Source organism: Candidatus Izemoplasma sp. (assembly GCA_036172455.1).
GTDB lineage: Bacteria > Bacillota_I > Bacilli_A > Izemoplasmatales > Izemoplasmataceae > JAIPGF01.
In genome coordinates, this window is record JAXKVY010000003.1 from 80851 (window position 1) to 107320 (window position 26470).

30 protein-coding genes, 1 tRNA gene and 1 pseudogene are annotated in these 26470 nt (G+C 32.6%); 19 read left to right on the forward strand and 13 right to left on the reverse strand.

Annotated elements, in window-relative coordinates; genetic code table 11:
* Entirely contained in the window at nucleotides 1-594 is a 594-nt protein-coding gene (pdxT, locus tag UMR38_05730; protein MEC9485357.1) for a pyridoxal 5'-phosphate synthase glutaminase subunit PdxT, read from the forward strand.
* Nucleotides 595-604: 10 nt separating this feature from the next.
* Here pdxT and UMR38_05735 read toward each other — a convergent pair whose 3' ends face one another.
* The 4 genes from UMR38_05735 to UMR38_05750 form a co-directional block, all read right to left on the reverse strand.
* A complete protein-coding gene (locus UMR38_05735; GenBank protein ID MEC9485358.1) occupies nucleotides 605-3607 on the reverse strand; it encodes a response regulator in 3003 nt (1000 codons plus the stop codon).
* A 7-nt stretch (nucleotides 3608-3614) separates the two neighbouring features.
* The gene (locus tag UMR38_05740; GenBank protein ID MEC9485359.1) at nucleotides 3615-4067 is read right to left on the reverse strand and encodes a MarR family transcriptional regulator; all 453 of its coding nucleotides are present in this window, start codon (nucleotides 4065-4067) and stop codon (nucleotides 3615-3617) included.
* Nucleotides 4068-4150: 83 nt separating this feature from the next.
* Nucleotides 4151-4999, reverse strand: a complete 849-nt coding sequence (locus tag UMR38_05745) for a DUF368 domain-containing protein (protein MEC9485360.1) — start codon at nucleotides 4997-4999, stop codon at nucleotides 4151-4153.
* 19 nt (nucleotides 5000-5018) lie between these two features.
* Entirely contained in the window at nucleotides 5019-6791 is a 1773-nt protein-coding gene (locus tag UMR38_05750; GenBank protein MEC9485361.1) for a hypothetical protein, read from the reverse strand.
* Between the two features lie 130 nt (nucleotides 6792-6921).
* Here UMR38_05750 and UMR38_05755 point away from each other — a divergent pair, with 130 nt between their 5' ends.
* Nucleotides 6922-7236 (forward strand): hypothetical protein, encoded by a 315-nt coding sequence (locus tag UMR38_05755; GenBank protein ID MEC9485362.1) that lies wholly within the window; start codon nucleotides 6922-6924, stop codon nucleotides 7234-7236.
* Nucleotides 7237-7332: 96 nt separating this feature from the next.
* Entirely contained in the window at nucleotides 7333-8184 is an 852-nt protein-coding gene (locus UMR38_05760; GenBank protein MEC9485363.1) for a DegV family protein, read from the forward strand.
* A gap of 21 nt (nucleotides 8185-8205) precedes the next feature.
* On the opposite strand, the gene UMR38_05765 is transcribed toward UMR38_05760, so the two are convergent.
* Nucleotides 8206-8793 (reverse strand): hypothetical protein, encoded by a 588-nt coding sequence (locus UMR38_05765; GenBank protein MEC9485364.1) that lies wholly within the window; start codon nucleotides 8791-8793, stop codon nucleotides 8206-8208.
* A 344-nt stretch (nucleotides 8794-9137) separates the two neighbouring features.
* Here UMR38_05765 and UMR38_05770 point away from each other — a divergent pair, with 344 nt between their 5' ends.
* The gene (locus UMR38_05770) at nucleotides 9138-9338 is read left to right on the forward strand and encodes a helix-turn-helix domain-containing protein (GenBank protein MEC9485365.1); all 201 of its coding nucleotides are present in this window, start codon (nucleotides 9138-9140) and stop codon (nucleotides 9336-9338) included.
* Nucleotides 9339-9844: 506 nt separating this feature from the next.
* Nucleotides 9845-10426, forward strand: a complete 582-nt coding sequence (locus UMR38_05775; protein MEC9485366.1) for a helix-turn-helix domain-containing protein — start codon at nucleotides 9845-9847, stop codon at nucleotides 10424-10426.
* A gap of 198 nt (nucleotides 10427-10624) precedes the next feature.
* Here the strand turns inward: UMR38_05775 and UMR38_05780 are convergent, their stop codons facing one another.
* From UMR38_05780 to UMR38_05810, 7 genes and pseudogenes are all read right to left on the reverse strand, one after another.
* Nucleotides 10625-10816 carry a hypothetical protein gene (locus tag UMR38_05780; protein ID MEC9485367.1) on the reverse strand — a complete coding sequence of 64 codons (192 nt, stop codon included), beginning with the start codon at nucleotides 10814-10816 and terminating at the stop codon, nucleotides 10625-10627.
* A 9-nt stretch (nucleotides 10817-10825) separates the two neighbouring features.
* Nucleotides 10826-11377, reverse strand: coding sequence for a hypothetical protein (locus UMR38_05785; protein MEC9485368.1), 552 nt, complete (start codon nucleotides 11375-11377; stop codon nucleotides 10826-10828).
* 22 nt (nucleotides 11378-11399) lie between these two features.
* A complete protein-coding gene (locus UMR38_05790; protein MEC9485369.1) occupies nucleotides 11400-11537 on the reverse strand; it encodes a hypothetical protein in 138 nt (45 codons plus the stop codon).
* 2 nt (nucleotides 11538-11539) lie between these two features.
* Nucleotides 11540-12148: a hypothetical protein gene (locus UMR38_05795; protein MEC9485370.1), complete on the reverse strand. Its 609-nt coding sequence runs from the start codon at nucleotides 12146-12148 to the stop codon at nucleotides 11540-11542.
* A gap of 116 nt (nucleotides 12149-12264) precedes the next feature.
* Nucleotides 12265-13134: pseudogene (locus UMR38_05800) on the reverse strand (ABC transporter ATP-binding protein).
* On the reverse strand, nucleotides 13131-13310 hold the full coding sequence (locus UMR38_05805; protein MEC9485371.1) for a hypothetical protein: 180 nt from the start codon (nucleotides 13308-13310) through the stop codon (nucleotides 13131-13133). Before UMR38_05805 ends, UMR38_05800 begins: the two are co-directional and overlap by 4 nt.
* Nucleotides 13311-13318: 8 nt before the next feature.
* Nucleotides 13319-13744 (reverse strand): TetR/AcrR family transcriptional regulator, encoded by a 426-nt coding sequence (locus UMR38_05810; GenBank protein ID MEC9485372.1) that lies wholly within the window; start codon nucleotides 13742-13744, stop codon nucleotides 13319-13321.
* 139 nt (nucleotides 13745-13883) lie between these two features.
* Here UMR38_05810 and UMR38_05815 point away from each other — a divergent pair, with 139 nt between their 5' ends.
* On the forward strand, nucleotides 13884-14768 hold the full coding sequence (locus tag UMR38_05815; GenBank protein MEC9485373.1) for a DMT family transporter: 885 nt from the start codon (nucleotides 13884-13886) through the stop codon (nucleotides 14766-14768).
* A gap of 55 nt (nucleotides 14769-14823) precedes the next feature.
* Here the strand turns inward: UMR38_05815 and UMR38_05820 are convergent, their stop codons facing one another.
* A complete protein-coding gene (locus tag UMR38_05820) occupies nucleotides 14824-15789 on the reverse strand; it encodes an endonuclease (protein MEC9485374.1) in 966 nt (321 codons plus the stop codon).
* Between the two features lie 257 nt (nucleotides 15790-16046).
* Here UMR38_05820 and UMR38_05825 point away from each other — a divergent pair, with 257 nt between their 5' ends.
* The 13 genes from UMR38_05825 to UMR38_05885 all read left to right on the forward strand — a co-directional run bounded on the left by UMR38_05825 (nucleotide 16047) and on the right by UMR38_05885 (nucleotide 26449).
* On the forward strand, nucleotides 16047-16358 hold the full coding sequence (locus UMR38_05825) for a hypothetical protein (GenBank protein MEC9485375.1): 312 nt from the start codon (nucleotides 16047-16049) through the stop codon (nucleotides 16356-16358).
* Nucleotides 16359-16363: 5 nt separating this feature from the next.
* Nucleotides 16364-16452 (forward strand) — tRNA-Ser (locus UMR38_05830).
* Nucleotides 16453-16487: 35 nt separating this feature from the next.
* Nucleotides 16488-17480, forward strand: a complete 993-nt coding sequence (locus tag UMR38_05835; protein MEC9485376.1) for a lipoate--protein ligase — start codon at nucleotides 16488-16490, stop codon at nucleotides 17478-17480.
* Nucleotides 17481-18299: 819 nt separating this feature from the next.
* On the forward strand, nucleotides 18300-19436 hold the full coding sequence (locus tag UMR38_05840) for a class I SAM-dependent RNA methyltransferase (protein MEC9485377.1): 1137 nt from the start codon (nucleotides 18300-18302) through the stop codon (nucleotides 19434-19436).
* A gap of 8 nt (nucleotides 19437-19444) precedes the next feature.
* The gene (locus tag UMR38_05845; protein ID MEC9485378.1) at nucleotides 19445-20323 is read left to right on the forward strand and encodes a cation diffusion facilitator family transporter; all 879 of its coding nucleotides are present in this window, start codon (nucleotides 19445-19447) and stop codon (nucleotides 20321-20323) included.
* A complete protein-coding gene (locus UMR38_05850) occupies nucleotides 20298-20609 on the forward strand; it encodes a PspC domain-containing protein (GenBank protein MEC9485379.1) in 312 nt (103 codons plus the stop codon). Before UMR38_05845 ends, UMR38_05850 begins: the two co-directional genes overlap by 26 nt.
* A gap of 73 nt (nucleotides 20610-20682) precedes the next feature.
* Nucleotides 20683-21489: a transporter substrate-binding domain-containing protein gene (locus UMR38_05855; protein ID MEC9485380.1), complete on the forward strand. Its 807-nt coding sequence runs from the start codon at nucleotides 20683-20685 to the stop codon at nucleotides 21487-21489.
* Complete coding sequence (locus tag UMR38_05860) at nucleotides 21482-22294, forward strand: ABC transporter permease subunit (protein ID MEC9485381.1); 813 nt, start codon at nucleotides 21482-21484, stop codon at nucleotides 22292-22294. The genes UMR38_05855 and UMR38_05860 overlap by 8 nt, the downstream gene beginning before the upstream one ends.
* Entirely contained in the window at nucleotides 22291-22995 is a 705-nt protein-coding gene (locus UMR38_05865; protein MEC9485382.1) for an ATP-binding cassette domain-containing protein, read from the forward strand. Before UMR38_05860 ends, UMR38_05865 begins: the two co-directional genes overlap by 4 nt.
* Before the next feature lie 103 nt (nucleotides 22996-23098).
* A complete protein-coding gene (locus UMR38_05870; GenBank protein ID MEC9485383.1) occupies nucleotides 23099-23554 on the forward strand; it encodes a hypothetical protein in 456 nt (151 codons plus the stop codon).
* Between the two features lie 176 nt (nucleotides 23555-23730).
* Nucleotides 23731-24363 carry a 50S ribosomal protein L25 gene (locus UMR38_05875; GenBank protein MEC9485384.1) on the forward strand — a complete coding sequence of 211 codons (633 nt, stop codon included), beginning with the start codon at nucleotides 23731-23733 and terminating at the stop codon, nucleotides 24361-24363.
* Between the two features lie 321 nt (nucleotides 24364-24684).
* Nucleotides 24685-25437 (forward strand): exodeoxyribonuclease III, encoded by a 753-nt coding sequence (locus UMR38_05880; GenBank protein ID MEC9485385.1) that lies wholly within the window; start codon nucleotides 24685-24687, stop codon nucleotides 25435-25437.
* 28 nt (nucleotides 25438-25465) lie between these two features.
* Complete coding sequence (locus UMR38_05885) at nucleotides 25466-26449, forward strand: GGDEF domain-containing protein (GenBank protein MEC9485386.1); 984 nt, start codon at nucleotides 25466-25468, stop codon at nucleotides 26447-26449.
* The last annotated feature ends 21 nt before the right edge of the window (nucleotides 26450-26470 follow it).

A 26470-nucleotide genomic window follows, 5' to 3' on the forward strand; every position in this document is an offset into this window, starting at 1 on the left:
ATGCACATCGGTATTTTAGCCCTTCAAGGAGCATTCATTGAACACGCACAAAAACTGAAAGATTTGGGAGTAGACTCATTTGAAATTCGTAAATTAGATGGACTTAAACAACCAATGGATGGACTAATCATTCCAGGTGGTGAGAGTACAACAATGTATAAGTTGCTTGTTGAGTTAAATATGGTTGACACCATTAAGCAACTCATTCAAAATGGATTACCTGTTTTTGGAACATGTGCAGGATTAATTTTACTGGCAAATGATGTTGAAAATTATAAGCAATCTTTCTTACAAACAATGAACATTACAGCACGGAAAAATGCGTATGGTAGACAATTAGGTAGTTTCCGCAGCACAGGTCAATTTGATCAAGCGGATAATATCCCATTTGTATTCATACGGGCGCCATATATTACCCAAGTCGGACCAGAAGTTGAAGTGCTCAGTAACCTAGATGACCACATTATTGCGGCAAGACAAGGAAATCAATTAGTGACCGCATTTCATCCAGAACTTACCTCAGACCATATTATTCATCAGTATTTTGTGAATATGTGTGAAGATTACAAAAAAGGTATTAAAAAAGCGGAGTGATCCGCTTTTTTTATATAGATTTGTAGTAAGTGTTTAATACATTATAAGACTCATTTAGAGTATACTTCAATTCCGTTAATGAGGTCTTTGATATCTTTTTTTGCTCTGTTTTGATTTCATTTTTTAACGCTTTTATACAATCAACCAGCCGTTGAGTAAATAGTGGTTTAGCGGAACGTTTAATACGGGAAAGAAGTTTTTCAACACCTTTATGTGTAGGTGATTGTATTAGTAGCGCTAACTGATCCAAGTAATTGTCATAGTCATTTAAGAATTGTTCTAACATCGTCTGTTTCATGTGTTGGCTTGAATACGCATTATTAAATTTGGCCTGATTGAAAATTCGAGTAGATACTTTTTTATTTATTTCTTTCTCAGTGTTTTGTGTATTTAGAAGACGTTGTAGACTAGAAAAGTCTATCGGCTTATGAATAATATGGTCAAAATAATCACTAAGGGATGTATAGTCTATTTCTGTAGATGCCGTCATTAAAATATATTGAATATTATCTGGAAATACCTTTTGTAATAAATGATATGTCTCTAGACCGTTTAAATCTGGCATATGGTAATCTATAAGTACAACGTGTATATCCTGTAATTGTGTGATTTTTGAAGCCTCAATGCCAGATGCTAATGATAATACAGTATAGCCTATTTTTGTGAGTTCTCGTGTTATTGTTTTACGCGAAGCTTTATTATCATCAATAACTAAAACATCTCCACTAGACGGTTTTTCTTTAGGTCCACTTGTGTTCTTTAGAGAGTACGTATTGTATAAATATTGCGATGTAAATGGATAGGCAATGGTATTATAGAATGTAATCGCATTGTTTGAATGATAAATCCAATTATCTTCTGAATAAATTAGTGTAACAGGCACGTTTGATGATAACGAACTTGAAAAACGTGAGATATGGTTAGAAAACACACTTGGATCATTAACATAGATAAATATCTGGTTGTATTTATTTGAGTCTACTGTGCTTAAATCATCTTCAAAGGTCATACAATCGACGTGAGTGAACACGGTGGTGAATAGTTTGTGAAGGGATAGATCGACATTTGACGTTGTAAAAAGGCAAAGAACATGTTCATTAATCGGATCTAAATGAATGGGTTCCTTAATATATAACGTAAGGTTGTAGGAGTAAGCAATGTGATAAGGAGTAGATAATATATCTAAATGACCTTGGAACTTCTCAAGTAATTTCTTTGCGATAACAAAAGGTAAATGATCGCGATGATTATCTTCTGAATAAAACGCATCAAGTATGTCCTGAGGAGCATCAAACTGGATCCTTGGGCGTTCACTTTCTAACGTGAACTGTACTTCAATATAAGGTTCTTTAATTTCGATTATAGATGTTTTAAGCGAAATAGATTGTGAGTCACTGAATAATCCAATATGCTGAAGTAGGTGTGTCATCATTTGGTGGAGTTTTTGTGTATCAGACTGAAAAATGTACTGGATATCATAATCAAAGTCAAGATTGATCATCTTAGAAAGTTTAGCCTGTTGTTCGCGAATAACACTGACACAGAGTTGTTCTAAATTTAATGGGTGTTTTTCAAACGCACCACTTTGGATATTTATTTCAAATGACCCAACTGTATGATCAATGGTGTGTGCTATATCAGAGACTTTTTGTTGAATGTCGTGCGGAAACTTTTTATTTTTATAATTTGATTCATTGTCTAAAACCATTGATAAACTATTTAGTTTACTCTTAAGTTCTTGATGCGTATACTTTAAAAGATTAGTGTAAAATTGTTGAGTGTTTGATGCCAGTTCTTTTGCATCTTTTATTTCATGTAACATTTGATTACGACTAAATAAGTTGCCAAACAAATTAGGAAGAATGTCTAATATATTTGGGTAGTCTTCCCATGAACGTTGTTGAATCACTGAATCAAATCCGATAAATCCATAACATGATTCATCAATGAATATCGGCATCGTAAATAACGACTTGATATCTTGCTTTGAAAGGATGTCGTATAGTGCTGATTCATGGTCTAAACTCTCTACGTCACTGATGATGATATTTTTATGTTGAGTATGGTTAAGTACCCAGTCTTCTAAATAGTCTGTTATCGGTACATTTTGTAGTTGGTCTATTTCCGGTACTACACCAACATTACACCATTCATAGGTGTTAACCATTATATTTTGTTCAAACTCATATTTAAATATGTATACACGATCGGCTTGAATAACACTTCCAATCTGCTTTAATGCTTGATTAATAATTGTATCATAGTCATTATGAAGGACACTGATAAAGGAACTCGCAATATCTATAATTTTTGACTGGATATCATATGTGATGTTCAAGGTCTCCTTCATAGCCTTTTCATTAGTGACATCGCGATTAATAGAAATTACACCTTGGGGATTATCAAATTGGTCATAAACGGGAACGCGTGTACTATCAAACGTTTTTGTACCAAAGTCTGTCTCAACTTCAATCGTACGTTTAACAGCCGCATGTTTTTGATAGACTTCCTGATCAAGTTTCTCAATATCTTGTATACTTTGAGGGGAATATACATCTTTTACATTTTCACCGATAATTGAATCGAAGCGATCTTTATATAACTGATTAATATCATTTGTTACAAACTGAAACACACCATCGACTGTTTTATAAGCTACGTATTCAGGGATGGCATCAAATATTTTATTAAAAATAGTAATATGTTCTTCGATAACCCGAGCTTCTTTTAAAGCTGAGAAAAGATCAAACAAGGCAATATTTGTTTTGTCGTTAAACCGTCCTATAATACATACTTGGTAGGATTCGCTATATGTATACAGGTGAAGCGAGAATGAATGATGGTTGGTATATGTGAAAGTTTTGCCATTTTGAATGGCTTTTTTAATATAGGGAATATACTGTTTGGGTGATAGTGCCTCATAGGTATGGGTGGTCTCATTAAAAACATCAACAGTAATTAATCCATCTGTTACCTTGATTAAGGGTATGATGATATTTAAAGATTCTTTCATAGTACCACTACTCAACCAATGACTTCATTTGATTTCTAAGAATAGTTGTTAACAAAGTCAATGTTTTTTCATCTTCATCATCAAATACGTCGAATGCTTTTTGCATGGTTTCATTATGTACTTTTGTATAATGAGCCAACACATCGCTACCACGTTTTGTTAACTCAACATACACACAACGACGATCGTTCGGGTCTGTTGCCCTGAAAATCAATTGTTTCTTTTCGAGGGCTTTAAGTGCTATACTCACCGCTGAACGTGTTGTATCCATTCGCATAGCTATCTGACTTGACAGGTTATTGTTCTCTTGTTTTAAGTCATCAATGACATACAGAATCCGCGCTTCATTTAATGACACATTCTCTTTGGTTAATATGTGTAATGCATTTTCTTCATAGTGCTTTAAGTCATTTAGAATGTCTTCAATAAACTCAAAATAAAAATCATATTTTTCTTCCATAGTGCCCTCCATAAAATAGTTTAACTACTTAATAATTATACCTTATAGATAAATATAAGTCAAAAAAATAAGGACTGGCGTCCTTAATTTTTTTCGAGTTTATTTCGCATGTATTCAAGGCCGAAAATGAGTACTCCGCCAAAAATGAAATAGATAATACTGAAGTTGCTGATGCGGAGAGGGTCCATCAAAGGATCAATGGTCATTGGACCAACAACAACTGCGAAGAGTGATCCAATCATTAATCCGACAATTGTATGAATGGTTTGAGAACGGTAATGTATTAAAGCATAATTAACTAATCGTATCGTTATTAATATCCCTAATAACACCCCAATACCAAAGAAAATTAATATCGGTAAGACAGTAAAATTGAAGCGTAGAAATTGATCAATACTAGAGATAATTAACTGATATAATCCGAGGATTAACAATACAGTTGATCCTGAAATACCGGGTAGTATCATAGCACTTATCGCAATCATGCCAGCAAATAAGATGTATAGATATTGTATATTCGAAGTGAGTTCTAAGTTAACTGAAGACCCTGATTGTACAAAAGGATTAAAGTAACTAATCAACACAACGACTAAGATACCGATAAGTGAAAATATAACATGAACATAATTATTTTTGAGCACAACTTTTTCTTGTTTAATGATTAAAGGTATTGCCGCAAGAATTAAACCGAGGAATAGTGATGAAATTTGATAGATATGACTCTCGAAAATAGAAGCGATAAATAGCACACTTAATATTATGCCTACACCCCAACCAACTGCTAATTTACTAATAAACTTTATGGCTTTAAGACGTTCTTGTTTGTTGCCATGAATGAGATCATCAACGGATTGAATTAATTGATCATAGAATCCCATAATAAAAGCAATTGTTCCTCCAGAAACACCTGGAATACTATCGGCAAGTGCCATAAAAAATCCTCTTGTAAAATTAAGTAAAATCATCATATTCATCCTTTTTAGTCTTTTTCTTTAACATTGCTTGAAAACTTACTTCAGTAACCTCTTTTCGAATATCAGAAAACGGTATGATTAATCCTGTTAAACAGATGAATAAGTGGGTAAAACTCATACTACCATAAATTGTAAAAGGCATCATTACAGAACGATATTCAACTGAGCCTATAATAAAACTAGACGCTTCAACTGTTTCTGCCTTAAGATAACGAATACCAGCCTCAGTTGTATATATATGGATGAGGTCTTTTTCATAATCGATCAACTCTGGGAAGAAGCGTTTAGGCTCATATAAATCAACATAAGCAATATGCTTATTAGTTGAGTCAATGACACTCACGTGATCAAACTCCTCAACAGTTACAAAATAACCATATCCATTGGCGCTTAAAGGTATCCAATTTTGTTTGCCTTTAACGGTTTTTGTAAACCGGTCATTTCTTGTTTGAACTGTAAAAATTGTTTCGTTAGACACCTCTTTATAATTTGCGCTATACATCGTTTCAATTGATGGTGAATAAGAGACAACCTGAGTGGTTTTTTCAAATTGAAGTGTTGTATCATTATATAAAACATATTTTTCAGCTGTTTCATAGAACAATGTATTATTTATAGTAGTTAATCCTTCAAAGTTAAGACTATCTAAGTCTAGGCTCTCAAGAAAATTGAATGTGTTATTTCCGTACTGATAGATATCTACTGAGTTAGCGTCTGTCTCCATAAAATAGTGAAGATTATCGTCTTTGATAAATACATTTTGATCTAAGGTAGCACTGGTAATATTGCTGATATTTGTTATGGTATTACGCGTTTTATTGAATTGCCATATTCCAATATTTCCAAACATGATAATCTCGTCATCTACACTATAAAAAATTTGACTGTTAACAGTGTCATTATTCACAAATACAGAGGCTATACTATCGTCTTTATAATAAAAACTTTCTAGTTCACCTGTAGACTTATTCAAACTATAAAAATGATCCTTATTGGCAATCCTACCATCATAGAAAAGAATATACTCATCGGTCTCATAAAAATGGCTAATATTATCTAAAACAATATCCTCATAATCAAATACCCATTCCTTACTTACACTAAATTCTTGGTTATTAATTATAGTTGGACTATAATCTTCATATCGAAAATAAGGAACATTATCATTTAGGTTAATAGTATCTTTGAGCTGTGAGAACGGATAATTTAAAAAAACAAACTGCGCGATTATAATGCCACCAATAATCCAAATAACAGCAAAAGTACCATAAGAGGCAATAGAAAACTGTAGTTTTATCTTTTCAAAGAAGTTGGCTATATTATCTTGATAATAATAAGTCATATAATTAAGTAATAATACAATAGTTACACTTAGAATAATCTGTAATACAGCATGTTGAAAACGGAATACTGTAAGAAGTACAAAAAAAAGCCCTAAAGTTCTTAAGAATAAAATCACATTATTTCTTGTGGTTTCCAACAATTCGTCATATTTATGAAAAGCATTTTCATTAATGAAACGGATATAACCAACAGCCAGTAAAGCAAAGATAAGAGCCAAGACAACATATGTTTTAGCAATGTATCCTTGTAAAAACAAAGCGTATAATACAATGAAAGTTAACAGTCCATCTACAATGGAATCCGAAGGGAAATCATTAATATCAGCTTCTAAACGTCGTTGATAATTAAAATATATTGATGACGTAAATGAAAAGACGAGTATAACAACCGTAGCTAGATTTATCATAGTTTCACATCCTCCTAATATGATAATTGTACTATACTTGGGTATCATATGCAATCTTATGTAGGTATTTCGAATGCAAACTATACTGTTTTGTTGTATAATTTAAATATAACCTGAAAGGAGTAGTTCAATGAATAAAAAATGTCTAATTAAATTCGAACATGATGATTACAAAGATTTAATGCACTACGTGGTTTACGATGGAGATGTCGTTGTATTGTCAAGAGAAGGATCTGAGAAGGTACGCTATATTAAAAAACATGGATTTTTATTTATTTCCTTCAATATTGATTCAGAGAAGTTTGAAAAACTTGATGTAAAGGTAATTACAGACAAGGAATATGTTAAAAAGGTATATGATTACATGATTGAAACGAACAATGCTTATTTTAAAAGTGGCACAGATGGTTTGTGCGCAATTAAAATTCTTAAAAATCAAAAATAACATGCTTTGCCATGTTATTTTTTTAAATGGAATTGTTTATAAATACGACTTATGGTATAATAATTCTCGTTGGATTTAAACTTTGGAGGGGTTATAATGCCTAATTATCGAATCTTGTTAGATAGTACAACATATCTACCGAAAGATGTCTTAGAAGCACATAATATTAGAGTCGTATCATTAATGGTAACGAGTGATGATGGTCAATCATTTAAAGAAGTTGATATATCTCGTGAATATATAATTGATAAAAGAAAGCAAGGTGCTAGTTTCAAAACTAGTCAACCAGCACCAGGCGCTTTTTTGAAAGCGTATAATGATTTGTTAGAACAAGGTGTAGACACAATCTTTTTTATAGGAATCTCGAAAAATTTAAGTGGGACATATCAAGCAGCTTTACTTGCTCGAGACATGTTAGATGATCCTAATCGAGTTATTTGTTTTGATACACTTCAAGCAGCTTATGGAAATGAAATGCTAACGTATCATCTGATTGATTTAATTAAGCAAGATTTGACTGCTGTTGAAATAAAAGATAGGATGGAAGTTGCTATTGAGTCAGCAGAACTATTATTTACGGTTGAAAATCTATTTTCATTAGTAAAAGGTGGGCGCTTAACAGTAGCAAAAGCTTTAATTGGTAGTGTTTTAAGGGTAAAACCTATTATTAAGACAATTGAGGGTAGGTTAAAACTTTACCAAAGTAAAAGAACATATAAGAAAGTATATGACATCATGATAAATGATATCAAATCATCATATGACCCGAATAAAACATTGCATATTACAATAACGCACACATATTCTAAAACCCGTGCAGAAGCTTTAAAAGATGTTATTTCTAAAGAATTTCCTGAAGCAAAGATACGCATGACAGATTTGCTTGGCCCAGTACTAACGATACATGTTGGAAATAAAGGGTTTGGGATTTCATGGTTTTTAAGTTAGTAGTACATAATAAATAAATCACTATGCCTTGGCATAGTGATTTTTATATTCATCAACTTGCTTCCTAAGTGCTAGAAATGGCTTCATATTAAGTTTTGGTTGTTTAAGTATGTTGGTATCCTTTATGATCATTACCGCATCATACTCACCTATTAAGGAGTCAAGAAGTAAAAAATAAGCGTGAACATACCGGTTATCTTGATGATCATAACCTGCTATATAAATATCTAAATAAATGCCATTTTCATCCTGTTTAGATTGAAAAAAGATATCCTCATAACCTAATTTTAAACCACTGAGTTCTACATGATGTTGATTGGTGTGTTCTCGTTGTCTTAAAGCAACTATTTCCCATTTAGGAAGACCCTTAAATGCATCCTTAAGTTTAAATGCATCCTTAAATGCATCAGCCATTCCATCCGCAGAAATGATAAATTGCCGATAATGTTTATTAAGTATCTCACTAATTTCAAAGACGAGATCTGGATGTACCTTTTTCAATTCATCATCTATTAAAGGTACATAAGTTTCAGCTTTTTCTTCAATATTCTTATAAACATCTTCATGTATAGTCATAAACCATTGCCAAAAATCTTGGTACTTACTCATGTCATCACCTAATAATAGTATAGCACATTTAACATGACATTGAATGACAAAATAATATTGACATGTAATGGCATGTATGTTGATATTAGAGGTGGCACTGTTTTTTACTCGTTTAATCACGCAAACCAAAGCTTAAGCTTAACTTAACTAACGATTAAAATTGAACAAATTAAACTGTGGTTTGAGTCATCACAAATACTTGCACTGATTGATGCGGTATAATCAAAAAGAGACAAATCCACAGGGTTAATATATTATGTCACTCAGTAAGAGTGCTATAAACAAAAATAGGAAAGGAGACATAATTAAACCACAAATACGATCGTTTAATTATACGTGATCACATGAAACCATACTATACACTTAAAGACATTATGGAAATCACAAGATTATCAGAACGGACAATTAGAAGATACTTAAAACAAGGGAAACTAAATGGTGATAAAATAGGAAAAGAATGGCGTTTTCAAGAAGAAGACGTCAAACAACTTTTTGATAATATTGACTTTTCATCACAAATTAGCTCCTTAGCTAACAAAAGGTAAAACGATTTATTGAAGGAAATTATGAAAAGAAGGAGGCCCACCGTATGTTAAGCATGTTTGATATTGAAAACCTCTCAAAGTCACAAATTGAGAGTACCAAAATGATGTTGATGCGCATCAGCAACCAACATAATAATATTGATATGAAGTTTAATACAAAAAATGATAAAACACGAATCACATTAATAGGCAACATTGAATACATTGATGAATGCATCTCAGAATTAAAAAAATTATGGCTTAAAAGGTCTTATCTAAGGCCTTTTTTTATTTTTTTAAAAAACGATAAAAAAATTTTAACGAAACTATTGACAAATCGTAAAAACAGCATTAAAATATAATTGACGATAAAAAATATTTAACGTTAATAAAAGGAGGTGACATCATGTTAGTATATACATCTTATGACTTTGAAAGAGATACAAACGAGTACAAAACTAAAAGAGAAATTTCAAAAAATAAGTAAAGCCCTGTCATGTATGATATACTATATATGAGGTGGCATTATGGAAAACAAACTACGTATTATTAAAACAGATGAAGAACTAAAGATTTTTACAGATCCTTATCGCATGAAAATTATTGAAACATTCAGAGAAAGTGATTCCCCAATGACTGTTAAACAGGTGGCAGACAGTTTAGGAGAAGTCCCAGCTAAAGTACATTATCATGTAAAAAAGTTACTGAAAATTGAGTTAATAGAGCTTGATCACATTGAAATCATTAATGGTATCAATGCAAAGTACTATAGAATGCCTTATAATGAGTTTCGAGTTGAGTTACCTTCAGGGACACAATTGAATAAACGGAGGCAGTTGAACTACATCTCAAAAATGATTTCAGAGATTCTAGAAGAATTCAAAGATGATGTATATGCAAGACAAGATCACCTAATTAATAACGAAACTAACACAGAAGATGAGGGTACACTTCATCAAAATTCGCTCTATCTCAATGAGAAAGAATTAGTGAAATTCACTAAAGAGTATACTGAGTTGGTTGAGAAATATAGGGAAAATCAAGAGAAAAAGGAAGGCCTTAATCACTATAATACGATTATGGGGATCATTAAGAAAACTAAAAAATAGCGCTAAAATTAGCGCTATTTTTTTATATGGGTGAGATCTAGTATTGTTATAATCTAGAAATGAAACACCATTTGAAATGGATTCAGTAGTGATTGATACATGTCATGTGAATTTCAAATGGAATAAATCGATAAAATATTTCGTTATGTTAAAAATAATTTTATGTATGCACACATTGATTATGTTGGTCAATCTCTCTTATAAATAAATACCAAATGCTAAAGCAATTAGTCCCCATACAAGCACAAAGATTTGAACGTTTCTTTCACCTTTAAATAGTTTCTTTAAAACTTCAAATTTTTTCATGTGCCATATAATTGGGGGTTTAAAAATACCAATATAGAAACACAGTATCCCATAGATAATTAAAACATTTTTTAAAATTTCCATATGATCCTCCTATAAATTTGCTCGGTTAGTATATAATTTCATTAATAACCAAAGTAATCCTAAATTATACATAACACCAATTACGAATGTGATTAACGCGCTCCCCTCTTCTGACGGAACAAGTTCTAATTCGATGATACGTGCTGCCCAGTATCCAGGGGCAATACCCAGTAAGTTTTGTATCCAACCAGTTACAAAAAAAGCTATAACAGGTAATATGATTATTAAGCCTGACATTTTCATAATGACGAATCCTTCTACTTTATTCTCAGAAAAACTATTGTCAATAAGGGCAATGCCAGGAGCTTGAATGGCCCCAGTTATAGAGATTAACGTAATGATACCAAAGGAGCTTTTTGATAAAAATCCAGTCCCATATATAATGGCGTATGTGGCAATTAATCCAAAAACAAAACTGATGAGTAATTTGACAAATACATAGGCTTTCACATCGATTGGCGTTACTTTTAAGCTTGTTAATACTTGATCATCTTTATCATCGAGTAAGGTAAAAGCTGTTATGGCTCCAAAAATAAATCCAGTAAGAATGATAAAAATCATACTTGTGATGTTAGACCACGGACTATTGGGTGCGGAATCTTCTATATTGAACCAGATAATGACCAGCAATCCCTAAAATAATCGGATATATAGCAAAGAAAAGATACATTGGATCACGCTTTATATTTCTTAATTCTGCAAATAAAATCGTTTTAAACATAATTACACCCCACTTTGTCTTACGGCATAGTCTTGGAACTTCGGTAAGGTATGAAATTGATATAGTAAAATAGCTCCGAAAAACATATAAGCTAAGCTGAAGAAGTATTGATAGTTATACTCTGCCCCTTTAAATCCACCACTGATCAAAAACTCTGCGGCTTGGATAGGGTTAACTAATAATATATATTCCCATCCATCCCACGTCAAGACATTAAATAAATATAATAAAGTAGGCACCATTAATGTGAATGAGAGTGCCATAATTGTCATTAACATTGTTGTAAAATCTTTTTGATAATAGGATAAACTTAGTCCAGCTATGGTAAAGAAATTCGTAGTAAATAATATGCCCATAAATAATAATAGTAAGTTGATTTCAACATTTTTAATGAAATAGAAGACAATGATAATTAATGTAGATGAAAATAAGTTATGTATTGTGTTTGCGAATACTTTTGATAAGACTAATTCACTGTTAGTTATAGGGGTAACAAGTAATGTAGATATTGTAGATTCCGATTTTTCAAAATAGTTTACACTACCGATATACATAATACTCATCAACGAGGCATCGATTAACAATACAAAAGGTAATAAACTACCTAACAAAGACTCATCGATAAAGTATAAAACAGCCCCCCGATATAATAGCAACAAGGATACTTATAGAAAATACGTTATACCGATTCAACCGGGATAATTCTCCTTTGATTAAAATACATAATCTATTTAGCTTCATCTAAGGTCTCTCCTGTCAATTTGATAAAGATGTCTTCTAATGTTGTTTCACCGGTATGAATTGTCTCGATATTCTTCTCTTTTAATAGTTTTATAAATGTCTTATTCTTCCCGATATCTTCTAGTGGGAACCCTTTTGTGTGTGTCTTATTATTTTCGTTGTATTCAAGTGTGACTTCGCGTTTACCGTATTTAATTTTTAAATTTCTTGGCGAATCAATTTCTTTAATTTCGCCATGCACGATAAATGCAACACGATCACATAGTTGTTCAATATCAGACATGATGTGGCTTGTAATGAAAACTGTTCCACCATCATTCTTAAATTCTCTTATCATATCTTTTAAAATCATTGCGTTAGTTGGATCAAGACCATTTGTAGGTTCATCTAGAAATAACATCTTGGGATCATTCAGCATAGCACGTATAATATTTAATCGAATTTTCATTCCCTTAGAGTATTCCCCAACCATTTTATCGCGATCTTTCCATAATCCAACACGCTTCATTAACGCTTCGGTATCACTGTTATTTTTATACAATTTCTTGAAAAACTCAATATTCTCAAGTGCAGTCATTTTTGAAAAATGAATAGGCATTTCAAAACTTACCCCGATATCTTAATAAAAATCATTCTTGTATTCGGTGATTAACTTTCCGTTGTAAAAAATATCACCACGAAAATCATCTAAAACTTTAATCATAATCTTCTGAGTAGTACTCTTTCCAGCTCCACTTGGATCCAAAAAACCAAATATCTCTCCTTGTTTGATTGAGAAACTGATACCATTTATGACGTCTTCAGTTTGCTTAGGATAGTGGTAATAAAGATCTTTCACTTCGAACATTGTTTTCATTTTGTTTCGATTCCTTTCTTGAATATATTGATGAGTGTATTGATGTCTTCTTGAATAGTTTCAAACGTGTAATTGTCATCGTAAAATATCTGTGTTGTTGTTTGTGTAATAAGATTACTGAAAATCTTAGCTAATTGATAGGCATCAAAATCAGATCGAATCCGGCCTTGTGCCATATCCTTTTCTATATAGTTTTTATAATATGAAATACCAAGTTGTAAATTAGGTCCATTATTTCATCAAATAAGGCATCTCGCTTAGCGAATAAGAAGCGCGTAATTTTAAGGTATTTGGGATGTGCCGTAGCAAAAGCAATCCCCTGTTTATATAGTATAGCAACAAGTTCAATAAAAGGTAGATTGTCTTTGTTCATCATCTCATCGGCCATGAATGAGAGTTTATCTTTCGCAATAATTGTAAATAAAAACTTGTACAAATCTTTCTTTCCTTCAAAATATTGATAAAAACTGCCTCGGGGGATATGGGCATCTTTAATGATTTTAGATATCATTGCACTCTCGTAATCGCGCTGAGAGAATTCATTAATAGCCGCCTCAATGATACGGTTTTGTTTATCATTAGGCAGATTGTGAAATGTTTGATTTGGCATGTTGTCATCTCCAATGTGACAACCTTGTCATATTATATTTTTTAGTACCATCTTAATGTATTGTCAAGTCTATAAATAATTATTGCATCAAGGCATTGACAGTGATAGACTATTTAAGAAGTAGAATGGAGGCATATACATGTATATAGGAGAGTTGATTTCTATTGGAACCGCTCTATGTTGGACAATTACAGTTGTCTCTTTTGAGTTTGCCGGAAAGCGTGTCGGATCATTATCAGTAAATTTTATCAGGTTAATTATGGGTTTCGTTTTTTTAGGCTTTATCTTACTTGCCTTTGGAGATGGGTTTATCCCGCTAAGTATGAGCAACACAGCATGGTCTTGGTTGTTTCTTAGTGGTATCATTGGCTTATTTATTGGTGATATGTTTTTATTTCAAGCATTTGTTGATGTCGGTGGTAGAATATCATTATTAATAATGAGTATGGTACCTGTCATATCGACAATCTTGGGATATTTCTTTTTTGAAGAAGTTCTCAGTGTTCTAGAATTTATAGGTATGGCAATTACATTATCAGCAATTGCCATTGCGATTCTACTTAAAAAACCAAAACGAGAACGTTTTCATCCGCATATGGTGCGCGGAATTATGTTTGCCTTTATTGGAGCTATTGCTCAAGCAATTGGCTTAGTATTTAGTAAAATTGGCATGGGTGAGGGCAGTGCTTTTGCGGCTACACAAATACGTATTATAGCGGCAACCATCGGATTTTTACTGGTTTTATCTTGGCGCAAAACTTGGCCAGATGTTGGACGGGCAACAAGAAATACATCAGCAATGGTATTTTTAGCAATAGGAGCTTTGTTTGGACCAGTTTTAGGTGTTTCTTCGTCATTATGGGCATTGCAATACACAGAAATGGGAATTGCAACTACCATTGCTCAAACAAATGTGATCATGATTATTCCGTTTTCGATTATGTTTTTCAAAGAAGAGGTTTCATATAAGGAAGTTTTAGCAAGTGTGGTCGCCTTTATGGGTGTTGCCTTATTATTCATATAGTAACGATAATATAAAAAGAAAAGTATTACCAAAATTTTGGTAATACTTTTTTATCTTATGATGTGTAATCCGCTGGACTCCCCCAAATGAGTTCTACTAATTCTGGCATATCAATGAAAGGATTACGATTTCCTTGATATTGATAAATAACTTGATTACGCCACAACTCATCTTCACTAACAGGGTCTTCTATATGCCACCTTAGCAAATCATCAATATCTCCATACAGAGGTAGTTTAGAACTTTTTGCGGCATCTGGATCATTTACGACTTCTAAATCAACCATATCACCTTCTTCGCCTTCGTACCTAACAGCCATGTAGAAGATCATACGTGCGACGTCTCCTTTAACTTCGTCACGGGGTTCAAACTCCCAGTCGTTGCACGTATAGTTTCCATAACCAACTGCCTCAACGTTCGTATCGTCACCATCGTTACAATCTTCAAACATGCGATTGTTTTTAGTGGAGTTCATTGTTCTTTCAGCAGCAACCAAATGGTGCCCATCAGTATGTGCGCCCATATCTAAGACAGTGCTAGTGCCTTCTTTAATCTCAAAATCACCACGAGATTTGGACCAGATATGTTCTCGATTCCAATCGACAGTATCCTCTTCGCCTTCAATTGTTAGGATACATAATGCATCGGTTGCCATACCTTGTTGGCAATCTTTGTGGATTGAGAGACCGGTATAAAACAAGAGGACATGATCGGGATTATTAGGATCTTCATCTGCAGCTCTTAAAATATCCCACACATCTGTCTCGTCATCAGTATAAGGGTATTCTTGGTGGTTCGTTATAATATCGTTTAATGCTGATTTGAGGTCATCGCCAGATAATCCTTCTATGCCATCATAGTAACCTTCAGGAATATAGGTTGATGTATCTATGATTGGTGGAGTAGAATGATCTTCTGTATTGAAAAAATCAACTAAGTTAATATTTAAAAACTGATCAGATCCGAAGAATATAGCGATTAAAACAATAATAATAGATGTAAGTGTACGTGCTTTTTTCATATAGGCCTCCTATGTTCTTTTATATTATTGTATCATATTTTATTTTTGATTGAGGTAATATTGAAAAAAAGATTAATTCGCTTTTTACTTACCTAAATTGTTGGTATAATGATTATAAATAAAGATAGGAGGCATTTATAATGCGTTATACATATGAAACGAAGAAAGTTATTAAACGTAACCGTAGTGAAGTTCTTGATGCATTTTTGGATTATGATAATATGCATGAATGGCAACCTTCATGATGTCGTGTTGAGTTGAAAGAAGGAGCATATCGTAAAGCCGGGCATCTTGTGCAGTTAACATATCTAGCTGAAGATGAGTCAACGTTTACAATGAATGAGACTATCCTGGAAATGCACCTACCACATAAAATCATTACTCAGTATCAAATGGGGACGGTTGTCAATACACAAACAAATTACTTTGAGCATTACGGGGCAGACACCTTATGGATTGTAGAGACTATCTTTGATTTTAAAGAGGAACCGGAATATAATGAGATGGCTTTTCAGCGTAAAACGCGTAAAGGTATGACTCAATTTAAACGCTACGTCGAGGGATTATAATTACTGGAGGAGTACCCAAGGGGCTGAAGGGGCTAGCTTGGAAAGTTAGTAGGTCGGAAACGGCGCAAGGGTTCAAATCCCTTCTCCTCCGCCAATTAAAATAATCATAGGTAAAGAAAGGAAGATACAATGAAGACCATTATTAATCATTCAAAAGATCCGAGATTCAATTTAGCGTTAGAAGAATACGTCTTAAAGTATTTAGATACAGATGAAGATTTTGTCTTACTTTGGCAAAATGAAAATAGTGTTATTATAGGACGAAATCAAAATACGGTTGAAGAAATTCATGCTGACTACATCAAACAACACAATGTAAATGTTGTTCGGCGGATCACCGGGGGTGGGGCAGTATACCACGATCTAGGCAATTTAAACTTTTCATTTATTACCAAAAACTTAAAAGACAATTTGAATAACTATCGCAAGTTCACCGATCCTGTAATCAAAGCGTTAAATAGTCTAGGTGTTCCAGCAGCGTTTGCTGGCAGAAATGACATTGTTGTCGAAGGTATGAAAGTTAGTGGTAATGCACAGAGTTATTATAAAAATAAGATGCTACATCATGGGACAATCTTATTTGATGTGAATCTTAAGATGATAGCCGATGTTCTAAATGTGAAAAAAGCGAAAATTGAATCTAAAGGGATTAAATCAAATAGAGCACGAGTAACAAACATAAAACCGTACCTTAAAAAACAAGTGACTGTTGAAGAGTTCGAAGAGCAATTACTGAAATATCTATTAGATACAACAGACATTAGTAAATATGTTTATGAGTTATCTCAAGATGACCTAAAGAAAATATATACACTCATGGAAGAAAAATATGCAACATGGGAATGGAACTATGGAGCATCTCCAGAGTTTTCGATGGAAAAAGTCAGACGATACAAAGGTGGAGTACTTGAGTTTAAATTCAATGTTAAGGATGGAACGATTACAAACTTGAAAATATATGGTGACTTTCTAGGCTCAAAAGATTTAACTGAACTTGAAGATGCATTAATTGGAACTAACTATGAAGAAGAAAATGTTAGAAAAGTCTTAGCGCCTATGAATGTGTCTGAATATTTCTTTAATATAACATTAGATGATGTGGTAGACTGTTTATTTTATTGATTAAAGACCTTCGGGTCTTTTTTTATGGTTTAAAAACCACTTTAATATAAATAAAATTAATTAATAAATCAATAAAATTAACTATTACATTAAAAAAATTAAAATTTATTTCAAAATTTCCTTGATAAAAATAAATATACTTGATATTATTAAATTGTAATTAAGAAATATCAACATAGATATTAAAAATATTAACTATAAAATATAAAATAATAAAAGGTGTGAAACAGATGTTTAATCAATTAGAACAAATTTGTCAACACAATGAGTATCAAGAAAAAGTCCAACAAACAGAATCATATTTTAATAATACTCGAAAAGCTCAAAAATAAAACAATTATTTAAATCTTCATATTTTGTAACTGCGTAAAATAGATTACTAAGCGAGTGTAGGAATGGGTCTTATAGTAAAAAAAAGAGGAATCATAATGTATTATGAATTAGAATTAATACATCAACATGATGTTTACACAGAAAAAGTTGATCAAGCAGAACGATATATGAAGCAACGAGATAATCAATTACAACATTAAAAGTATATTACGAAGTATATGTAATGAATGTATAACATAAAAAAGAGGGAGGGTATCATGTATAAAATTGATTTATCATATATTGTATCAATGGAAGAACATAAAAAGTGGGTTAAAGAAACTACCACTTACAAAACTGACAGATCAAAATACAAGAAACAAAAAAGATAGCTTATAGTTTATTGTTGGCAATCTTTTTTAATGTAATAATGTTAAACGGTATTAATTCGTGTTATAATATTTAGTGAATATTTATGATTTTGGTTAATAACATTAAGGAGATTTTATGCAAGAATTTGAATGTATCGCAACAACCTCTTTTGGTTTGGAAGCTGTATGTAAACGAGAACTTATAGACTTAGGATATAAAATTAAAAAGACTGAAAATGGCAAGATCACATTTTTAACTGATAAAGCAGGCATCGCAAGAGCTAACATGTGGTTAAGAAGTGCGGATCGTGTGCTTTTGAAAATGGATGAATTTAAAGTTTTAACATTTGCCCAGTTATTTGATAAAATTAATCAAATTGATTGGCATAAGGTAATTGATAAAGATGGTAAATTTACTGTATTAGCAAAAAGTGTGAAGTCAAAATTGTTTAGTTTATCAGATGTTCAATCAATTACTAAAAAAGCAATAGTTGAAGAGATGAAAACACATTATAATACCCAGTGGTTCGATGAAAAAGGTGCTTTATTTACTGTATTAGTATCTATTCTAAAAGATAAGGCAACAGTGACTATTGATACAAGTGGAGATGGCTTACATAAGCGTGGATATCGTGTTCAATCGGTTAAAGCACCACTCAAAGAGACGCTCGCAGCCTCCTTGGTATTATTAAGTTTTTGGCAAAAAGATCGTGTACTTTATGATCCCTTTTGTGGTTCAGGAACAATTCCGATAGAAGCGGCAATGATTGGACTAAATATCGCGCCGGGACTAAATCGTGATTTCGCCTCTAAACATTGGAGTTGGATGGGCAAATCATTATGGAAAGAGATTTCGAGAGAAGCTTTTAAAGCAATTGACCAAGATACTAAACTAGAGATATATGCATCCGATCTAAATGAAGAAAGTTTGAAAGCTGCACAAGATAATGCATTTGAAGCTGGAGTTGATGAACATATAATTTTTAAACGCGGTGATGCAAGAAAGCAGGCCTATAATAAACCATATGGTATTATCATTACAAATCCACCTTATGGTGAGAGATTATTAAGTGAACAATCCATCAATAGCTTATATAAGGATATAGGTAAGCTCTACAAAAGTTTAGATACGTTTTCTATTTACCTCATTACCAGCAGTAAAGAATTTGAAACGCTTTACGGAAAGACATCAAATAAACGCCGTAAACTGTATAACGGAAATATCGAAACGTGGTTCTATCAATATTATGGGCCACGTCCACAAAACGGGTAGGTGAGTATATGCATCAAAATCAAAACAATATAGGACTAGCCTTTTTCCTTAATCTTAGCTTTACCATTGTTGAGGTAATTGGTGGACTCTATACGGGTAGTATTGCTATTTTGAGTGATGCAATACACGATTTAGGAGATTCGTTATCTTTAGGGATTGCTTATTTTCTAGAGAAAATTTCTCATAAGAAGCCAGATGACATCTATACGTATGGGTATGACCGTTTCTCGTTACTAGGTGCATTAATTACGAGTTTCGTACTAATTGGTGGTTCGATATTTATCATTAGTGAGACCATACCACGATTATTCAATCCAGTTCAAGTTGATGCACAAGGGATGCTACTATTTGCAGTGTTAGGAATTGTGTTTAATGGTATTGCGTTTTTCAAAACACACCAAGGGCACTCTCTAAATGAGAAAACTGTATCCCTTCATCTCTTAGAAGATATGCTTGGATGGGTTGCGATCCTTATTGGAAGTATAGTGCTACTTTTTGTTGATTTTTACGTGTTAGATGCTATTTTAAGTTTAGGTATAGTGGTTATAATTTTGGTATATGTTTATAATAGTACTAAGCAACTATTTAACATTTTCATGCAAAAAGTCCCAGATGAGATTGATTTTGATGACATCATGAAGCAAATTAATAAGATTGATCATATAATTAAAGCTCATCATGGTCATGTTTGGACACTAGATGGGATTAGACACATGATGAGTATTCATATTGTTTTAGATACGAAGTTGACGATTGATAAAATTATTTCAATCAAAAAAATGGTTAAAGAAAAAATACAAGAATTTAACATAGAACATGTCACAATAGAGTGTGAATTCATAGAAGGAGAAGGTGATGGATATGTCGAGTCAAAAACGTCTATATAAAAATGGGGAAGAAGCTGTTATAGCTGGGGTTTGCCAAGGCATTGCTGAGTACATCGATGTAGATGTGACAATCGTACGGTTATTAACAGTTTTCATTGCGATTTTTACATCAGGTGTTCCCGTTGTGTTAATCTATATTATTATGGCAATCGTGTTACCAGAGAAAAAAGAATTAGGGTATACTAACGCTAAACCTAAAAAACGCCAAGATGCGTTTAAGAAAGACAATGAGTTTGATTTAAATGAGGATGATTTCACGATTGATGAGAAGGATTACTACGAATAAAAGAGTGTTTTAGAAGAAAAATAGCGTTATCTAAGTTAAAATATTTACAAATTAAGAAAGGATGAAAAGAACTATGAAAAAACTACTACTACTTGTCACTACAATTACATTTATTACCTTGTTGAGTGCTTGTGGACGTGATGATGTTTTACGTGTAGGAATGGATTTGCAATATCCCCCATTCGAGACAGTTGATGTGAATAATGACCCAGAAGGAATTAGTGTCGATATTGCACGCGCATTTGGAGACTATTTGGGACGTGAAGTTGAGATTGTTAATACAGATTTTGGATCAATAATTCCTGCGTTGAACTCAGGAGAAATTGATATTGCAATTGCGTCTATGAGTATTACTGAAGAGCGTGAACAAAGTGTTGATTTTACTGATCCATACTTTTATTTTAAAATCATTAGTTTATTAAATGCTGATTTTGCTTCCGCTAATAATTTAACTTCTGATTCAACAGTTGAAGAAGTATTGGCTATTGAAGATGTGAAGTATGTTGGGCTAGCAACTCAGGTTTCTACAACTATTCCGGAATCTTACGGAAAAGATGTCACTGAGGCTGCTGATTTAGGAACTGCAATTGAGCAAGTTGCGCAAGGGACAGCGGATATTCTATTAATGAGTGCTAACCCAGTTGTTAATGGTTATAATGCTAATCCTAATGAGACAATGATTTTGTGGGATGCATTTGTATCAAGCCCAATTGGAATGGCTGTTGCTGAAGGTAATAGTGATTTATTAGAACAAGCAAATGCATTTATTGATACATTTAATGAACAAGGTGGTTTATATGACCAGCTAGAAGAAGATTGGAATCCTGACATTGAAGAATCACTAGGTCGTTACGGTTTAGAATTCTATATCAATGAGTAATTTTGCATCAACATTAAAAAACGTTAATAAAAAGATGATGAATAGTAACATTATGAAAATCATAATTAAGATTGCAAGGAGTAAGGTGTTTGCCTATTTCCTTGCAATCTTAACGGTTATTGCGTTTATGGTATTTGTTGTTGTTAGACAAACGAGCAAATTTTCATTTGCTTCTTTTGACATATATATTAATATGATCATCACAGGTGTGTGGAACACGGTTTTCTTATCACTCATCACCCTTGTTGGTAGTATGGTGTTAGGCTTTATTTTCTACTTACTAAGCATATCGAAAATAAAGTATTTTAATGCTTTAATCGATGTTTTGACTGAGATTATTTACGGTACACCATTATTGGTTTTTATGGTTGTTATGGCATTCTTAATAGGTCCGGCGTTTGCTGCTTATACGCGTTTCTTGATGGGGACACTGGCTTTAATTTTCTATATGACTCCGTACATGAAAAATGTCTATAAATCTGCCATTTCAAGTATTTCTGATGAGCAATATATGGCAATGGATCTATTTGGATTTACATCATACCAAAAATACCGATATATTATTATTCCACAAGTTGTTCGTATCTTAATGCCACCATTAATGAATAACTTTTCGATGATTATTAAAGGAAGTGCCTTAATCTATGTCTTGAGTTGGCCTGAAATATTTTACTCAATACGTGTTATACAATCCCGTACATTTGCGTTTGTGGAGGGTTATATACTTATGTGGGGTCTTTATTTAATCATCACCATACCACTCTCTCAACTTACTAAAGTTATCGAAAGGAAATGGTCGCTATGAAAATAGATATTCAACATGTTAGTCATACCTATGATGTTGAAGTATTAGAAGATGTTAATATTACCTTAGAAGACTATACATCAATAGGAATCATTGGTGTCAGTGGAAGTGGTAAATCAACATTGATTAGAATGATGGCAGGTCTTGAAGCACCAACGAGTGGAAACATTGAAATTGATGAAATAGATGTTAGAGATCCAGAATACCGGCAACATGTTGGATTTGTATTTCAAAATCATAATTTGTTTCCCCATTTAACGCTTAAACGAAATATTACATTAATTTTGGAAAAAACACGAAATATGTCGCCACAAGAGGCAAGTGATGCGGCAGATAAATATTTAGATATATTGCATTTGCATGATCAAAAAGAGAAAAAACCAGCAAAAGTGTCGGGAGGTCAAGCACAACGGGCATCAATTGCCCGAGCGTTAAGCATTGATCCAGAAATAATATTTTTAGATGAACCGACAAGTAGCTTAGATCCAATCTTAACTGATGAAGTTTTAAATGCCGTTGAAGAATTGCGCGGATTAGGGAAGCAGTTTATCTTTGTGACACATGTTATGAGCTTTGTTAAAGATTTTGCTGACTATGTGATTTTCATGGATAAAGGTAAAATAGTAGAACATGGAAAGCCAAATATTTTGGATGATCCTAACACAGAAGAATTTAAAAGTTTTATGAGTAAAGTTAGATAGGAATATCTAACTTTTTTAATGAAATGACTCCGAATTATGTTATAATACTATCGTGACTAATGTCACAAATCTATTAGGCAAACTACATTAAGAAGGAGTAAGGATGAAAACACAACTAGGCGTATACGCGCTTATTAAAACACGTGCTGATGATAAACGAATCAAAGTTTATCGCGACAGGGCATTATTTAACGTGTTTTACACGGCGCAAACTACTACACAGAACGATGAGTATTTTATTATTCAAAAAACCAAGCAAGACATTGGATATGTTCACTTGAAAGAAACAAAAGCATTACGTTTTATTGTTAATGAACTAATATTGCTGAGTAAAGATACAATAATTGAAAGTATCAGTGCAATCTTAGATTATTTATTTGCGGTGCGAAAGGCAGATGTCGTTTCAGTACAAATACGTGATGGTAATAAGGAACTAGATAATCTGCTTAGACGTTTAGGTTTTTATAATAGAGCTGTGCATATTCGTAAAACTAGAAACAGTGACAATAAAACATTGATTAAGGAAATGATTATAGAAAAAGAACACTTTAAAGTTTAGATATAGACCTAATCACTTGACATTTATAAAGATTATGATAGACTTATTGTGTTATTTATATTATGTCGAGACCAGTGAATGAATTTTATCGATTTTATTTATCGCTATCATTTCATTTTTATTTATGTTATAATATATAACAGTCTCAACAAAAGAAGAGAAACAGGAGTGAAAACATGAATATAAAAAAACGTGTTGAATCGGGTAAAAAGGTTCGAGCAAAAAAATCAGTGCCAGGAGTTATTTATGGTAGCGGAATTGATAGTGTCGCTATCCAAGCAGAATATCAAGATGTTATGAAAACATTTAATCAGTATGGACGAAATATGACATTCACAATCGACTTAGATGGTGATGATCATATTGTTTATATTAAAGATATTCAAACAGATTACATGAATACAAATCAAATTACTCATTTCGATTTACAAAAAGTATCAAGTACAGATACGATTACATCTTACGTACCACTTAACTTAATTGGTCGTGATGATAGAGCTAAAATCGGATTAGTACTAACAATCAACTTAGATGAAGTTGAAGTTGAGTACAACGTTGGTAAAGGTGTTTCAAGTATTGATGTAGACTTATCAGGTTTACAAGAAAACGAAAGTGTTCACGTATCTGACATCGAAGTTCCAGAAGGAATTACAATGTTATCGGATCCTGATGAAGTTGTTGCTAGTTTAACTTATGTAACAATGGAAGAAATTGAAGAACCTACTGCTGAAGAAGACGAAGTTCTTGAAGTAGAAGCAATTAAACAAGGACCAGCAGAAGACGAAGATTCATTCGAAGAGGAAGAATAATCATTAAAAAGCCTTGCAAAAATGCAAGACTTTTTTTGTTAGGGAGTGTTCATTAACTCCCTATAAATAAATAATAGGAGCGGGGGGGCTCCTATTATTTAGGTGTGTTATAAGGGTTGTGGTCTTTACAAAAATGTAAAGTAAAAAGGGGGTTAAGTGTTACTGTTAAAACTTTAGCATATTTATAGGTCATAAGTCAATACATCATAACCAAATATAAGTTAAAAAGACTAATAGTTAATAAACTTAATTAAAATATATACAGTTTAATTTTTAGATTTCTTATGATATTATGGTATAAAGATAGTAGGAGAGGATTTAATGAAATTTGTTTCATGGAATGTTAATGGTCTAAGAGCCGCGATGAAAAAAGGATTTATGGATTTCTTTAAGGATATAGATGCAGATTTTTTTGCCATTCAAGAAACCAAAATGCAAGAAAACCAAAAATCATGGGAAATTGACGGATATCATGAGTATTGGAATGATGCTGATCGGAAAGGATATAGTGGTACTTTAATTTATGCTAAACACAAACCAATCAGCGTGCAATATGGTTTAGATAATGGTGCATATAATGACGAAGGACGTATAATTACACTTGAGTATGATAACTTTTATCTTGTGAACACTTATGTTCCTAATGCTAAACGTAAATTAGAACGTTTAGATTACAGACAAGACTATGAAGATGCTGTTAGAGCATATTACCAAAAACTAGATCAAGAAAAACCTGTTATCTTATGTGGTGATCTAAATGTGGCACATAAAGAAATTGATTTAAAGAATCATAAGACAAATAAAAAGAATGCTGGTTTTACGATTGAAGAAAGAACGAAGTTTGGTGAGTTATTAGATGCAGGATTTGTTGATACATTTCGCTATTTGCATCCAGAAACTGTGAAATACTCATGGTGGTCGTATATGTTCAATGCACGACAAAATAACGCAGGGTGGCGTATCGATTACTTTGTCGTGTCTGAACGGTTAATAAGTGCAATTGAAAAAGCTGAAATATTAAATGAAATCTATGGGAGTGATCATTGTCCTGTAACATTGGAATTATCTATTTAGGTATGGCATAAAAACTGAGGGTGGTAAAATGAGAACGCGTGTTTATTTACGTGAAAAAGATCAGTTCAAGACTGCAAAGATTCATGACATTTTAGATGTACCTGAAGAAGATATCACTGAAAAGTGGCAGAAAACGCTCGATTTATTGGTGAAAATCGCTAAGGTAAAAGCAGGCTTAATAATGAAAATCACACCAGAGAATATGAAAGTTTTTTTGAAGAGTCAGAATAAAGAAAATCCATATCATGAAGATGGTAAAGATCATTTAGGGCAAGGCCTTTATTGTGAAACTGTCATAGGAGACAATCGTCAATTACATATTGACAATGCATTAAAGGATAAGAATTGGAAAGACAATCCAGATGTAAAACTTGATATGATATCCTATTATGGTCTTCCAATTAGATACCCTGATGGATCATATTTTGGCACAATTTGTATTTTGGATAATACAAAGATTACTATGGACGATTATGTGGCTGAATGGATTCTATTGTCACGGGATATCATTGAAAAAGATTTGGTGATTATGACACAATATCAAACTTTGAAACATCAAGTGAATCATGACTTTTTAACAGAATTATCGAATCGCAAGAGACTATATGAGTTTTTAAATATTGTTGAAAGGGATTGTAAAAGAGACTTGTATCATTATGGTATCGCAATGATTGATATTAGACACTTTAAGCAAATTAATGATCAATACGGTCATGATACCGGCGATAAAGTTTTAAAAAGAGTCGCTCAAGTGATGCAAAAAAGAGTAAGACAGAATGATTTATTGGCACGTTTTGGGGGAGATGAGTTCGTTCTTGTGGCTAAAGACATAATCGAGACGAACTTTTCTAAGTTATTGGATAGTTTAGAGAAAACGATTCAAAAAGATAGTGTATTAATGGACTATAACATATCAATATCGATTGGATATGCTATGAGTTATGATCTCGATTGTGATTATGCAAATCTTTTGGCAAAAGCCGATGAACGGATGTATAAAAATAGAGAGTGAATTTTTACAGGTGTCTTTAAA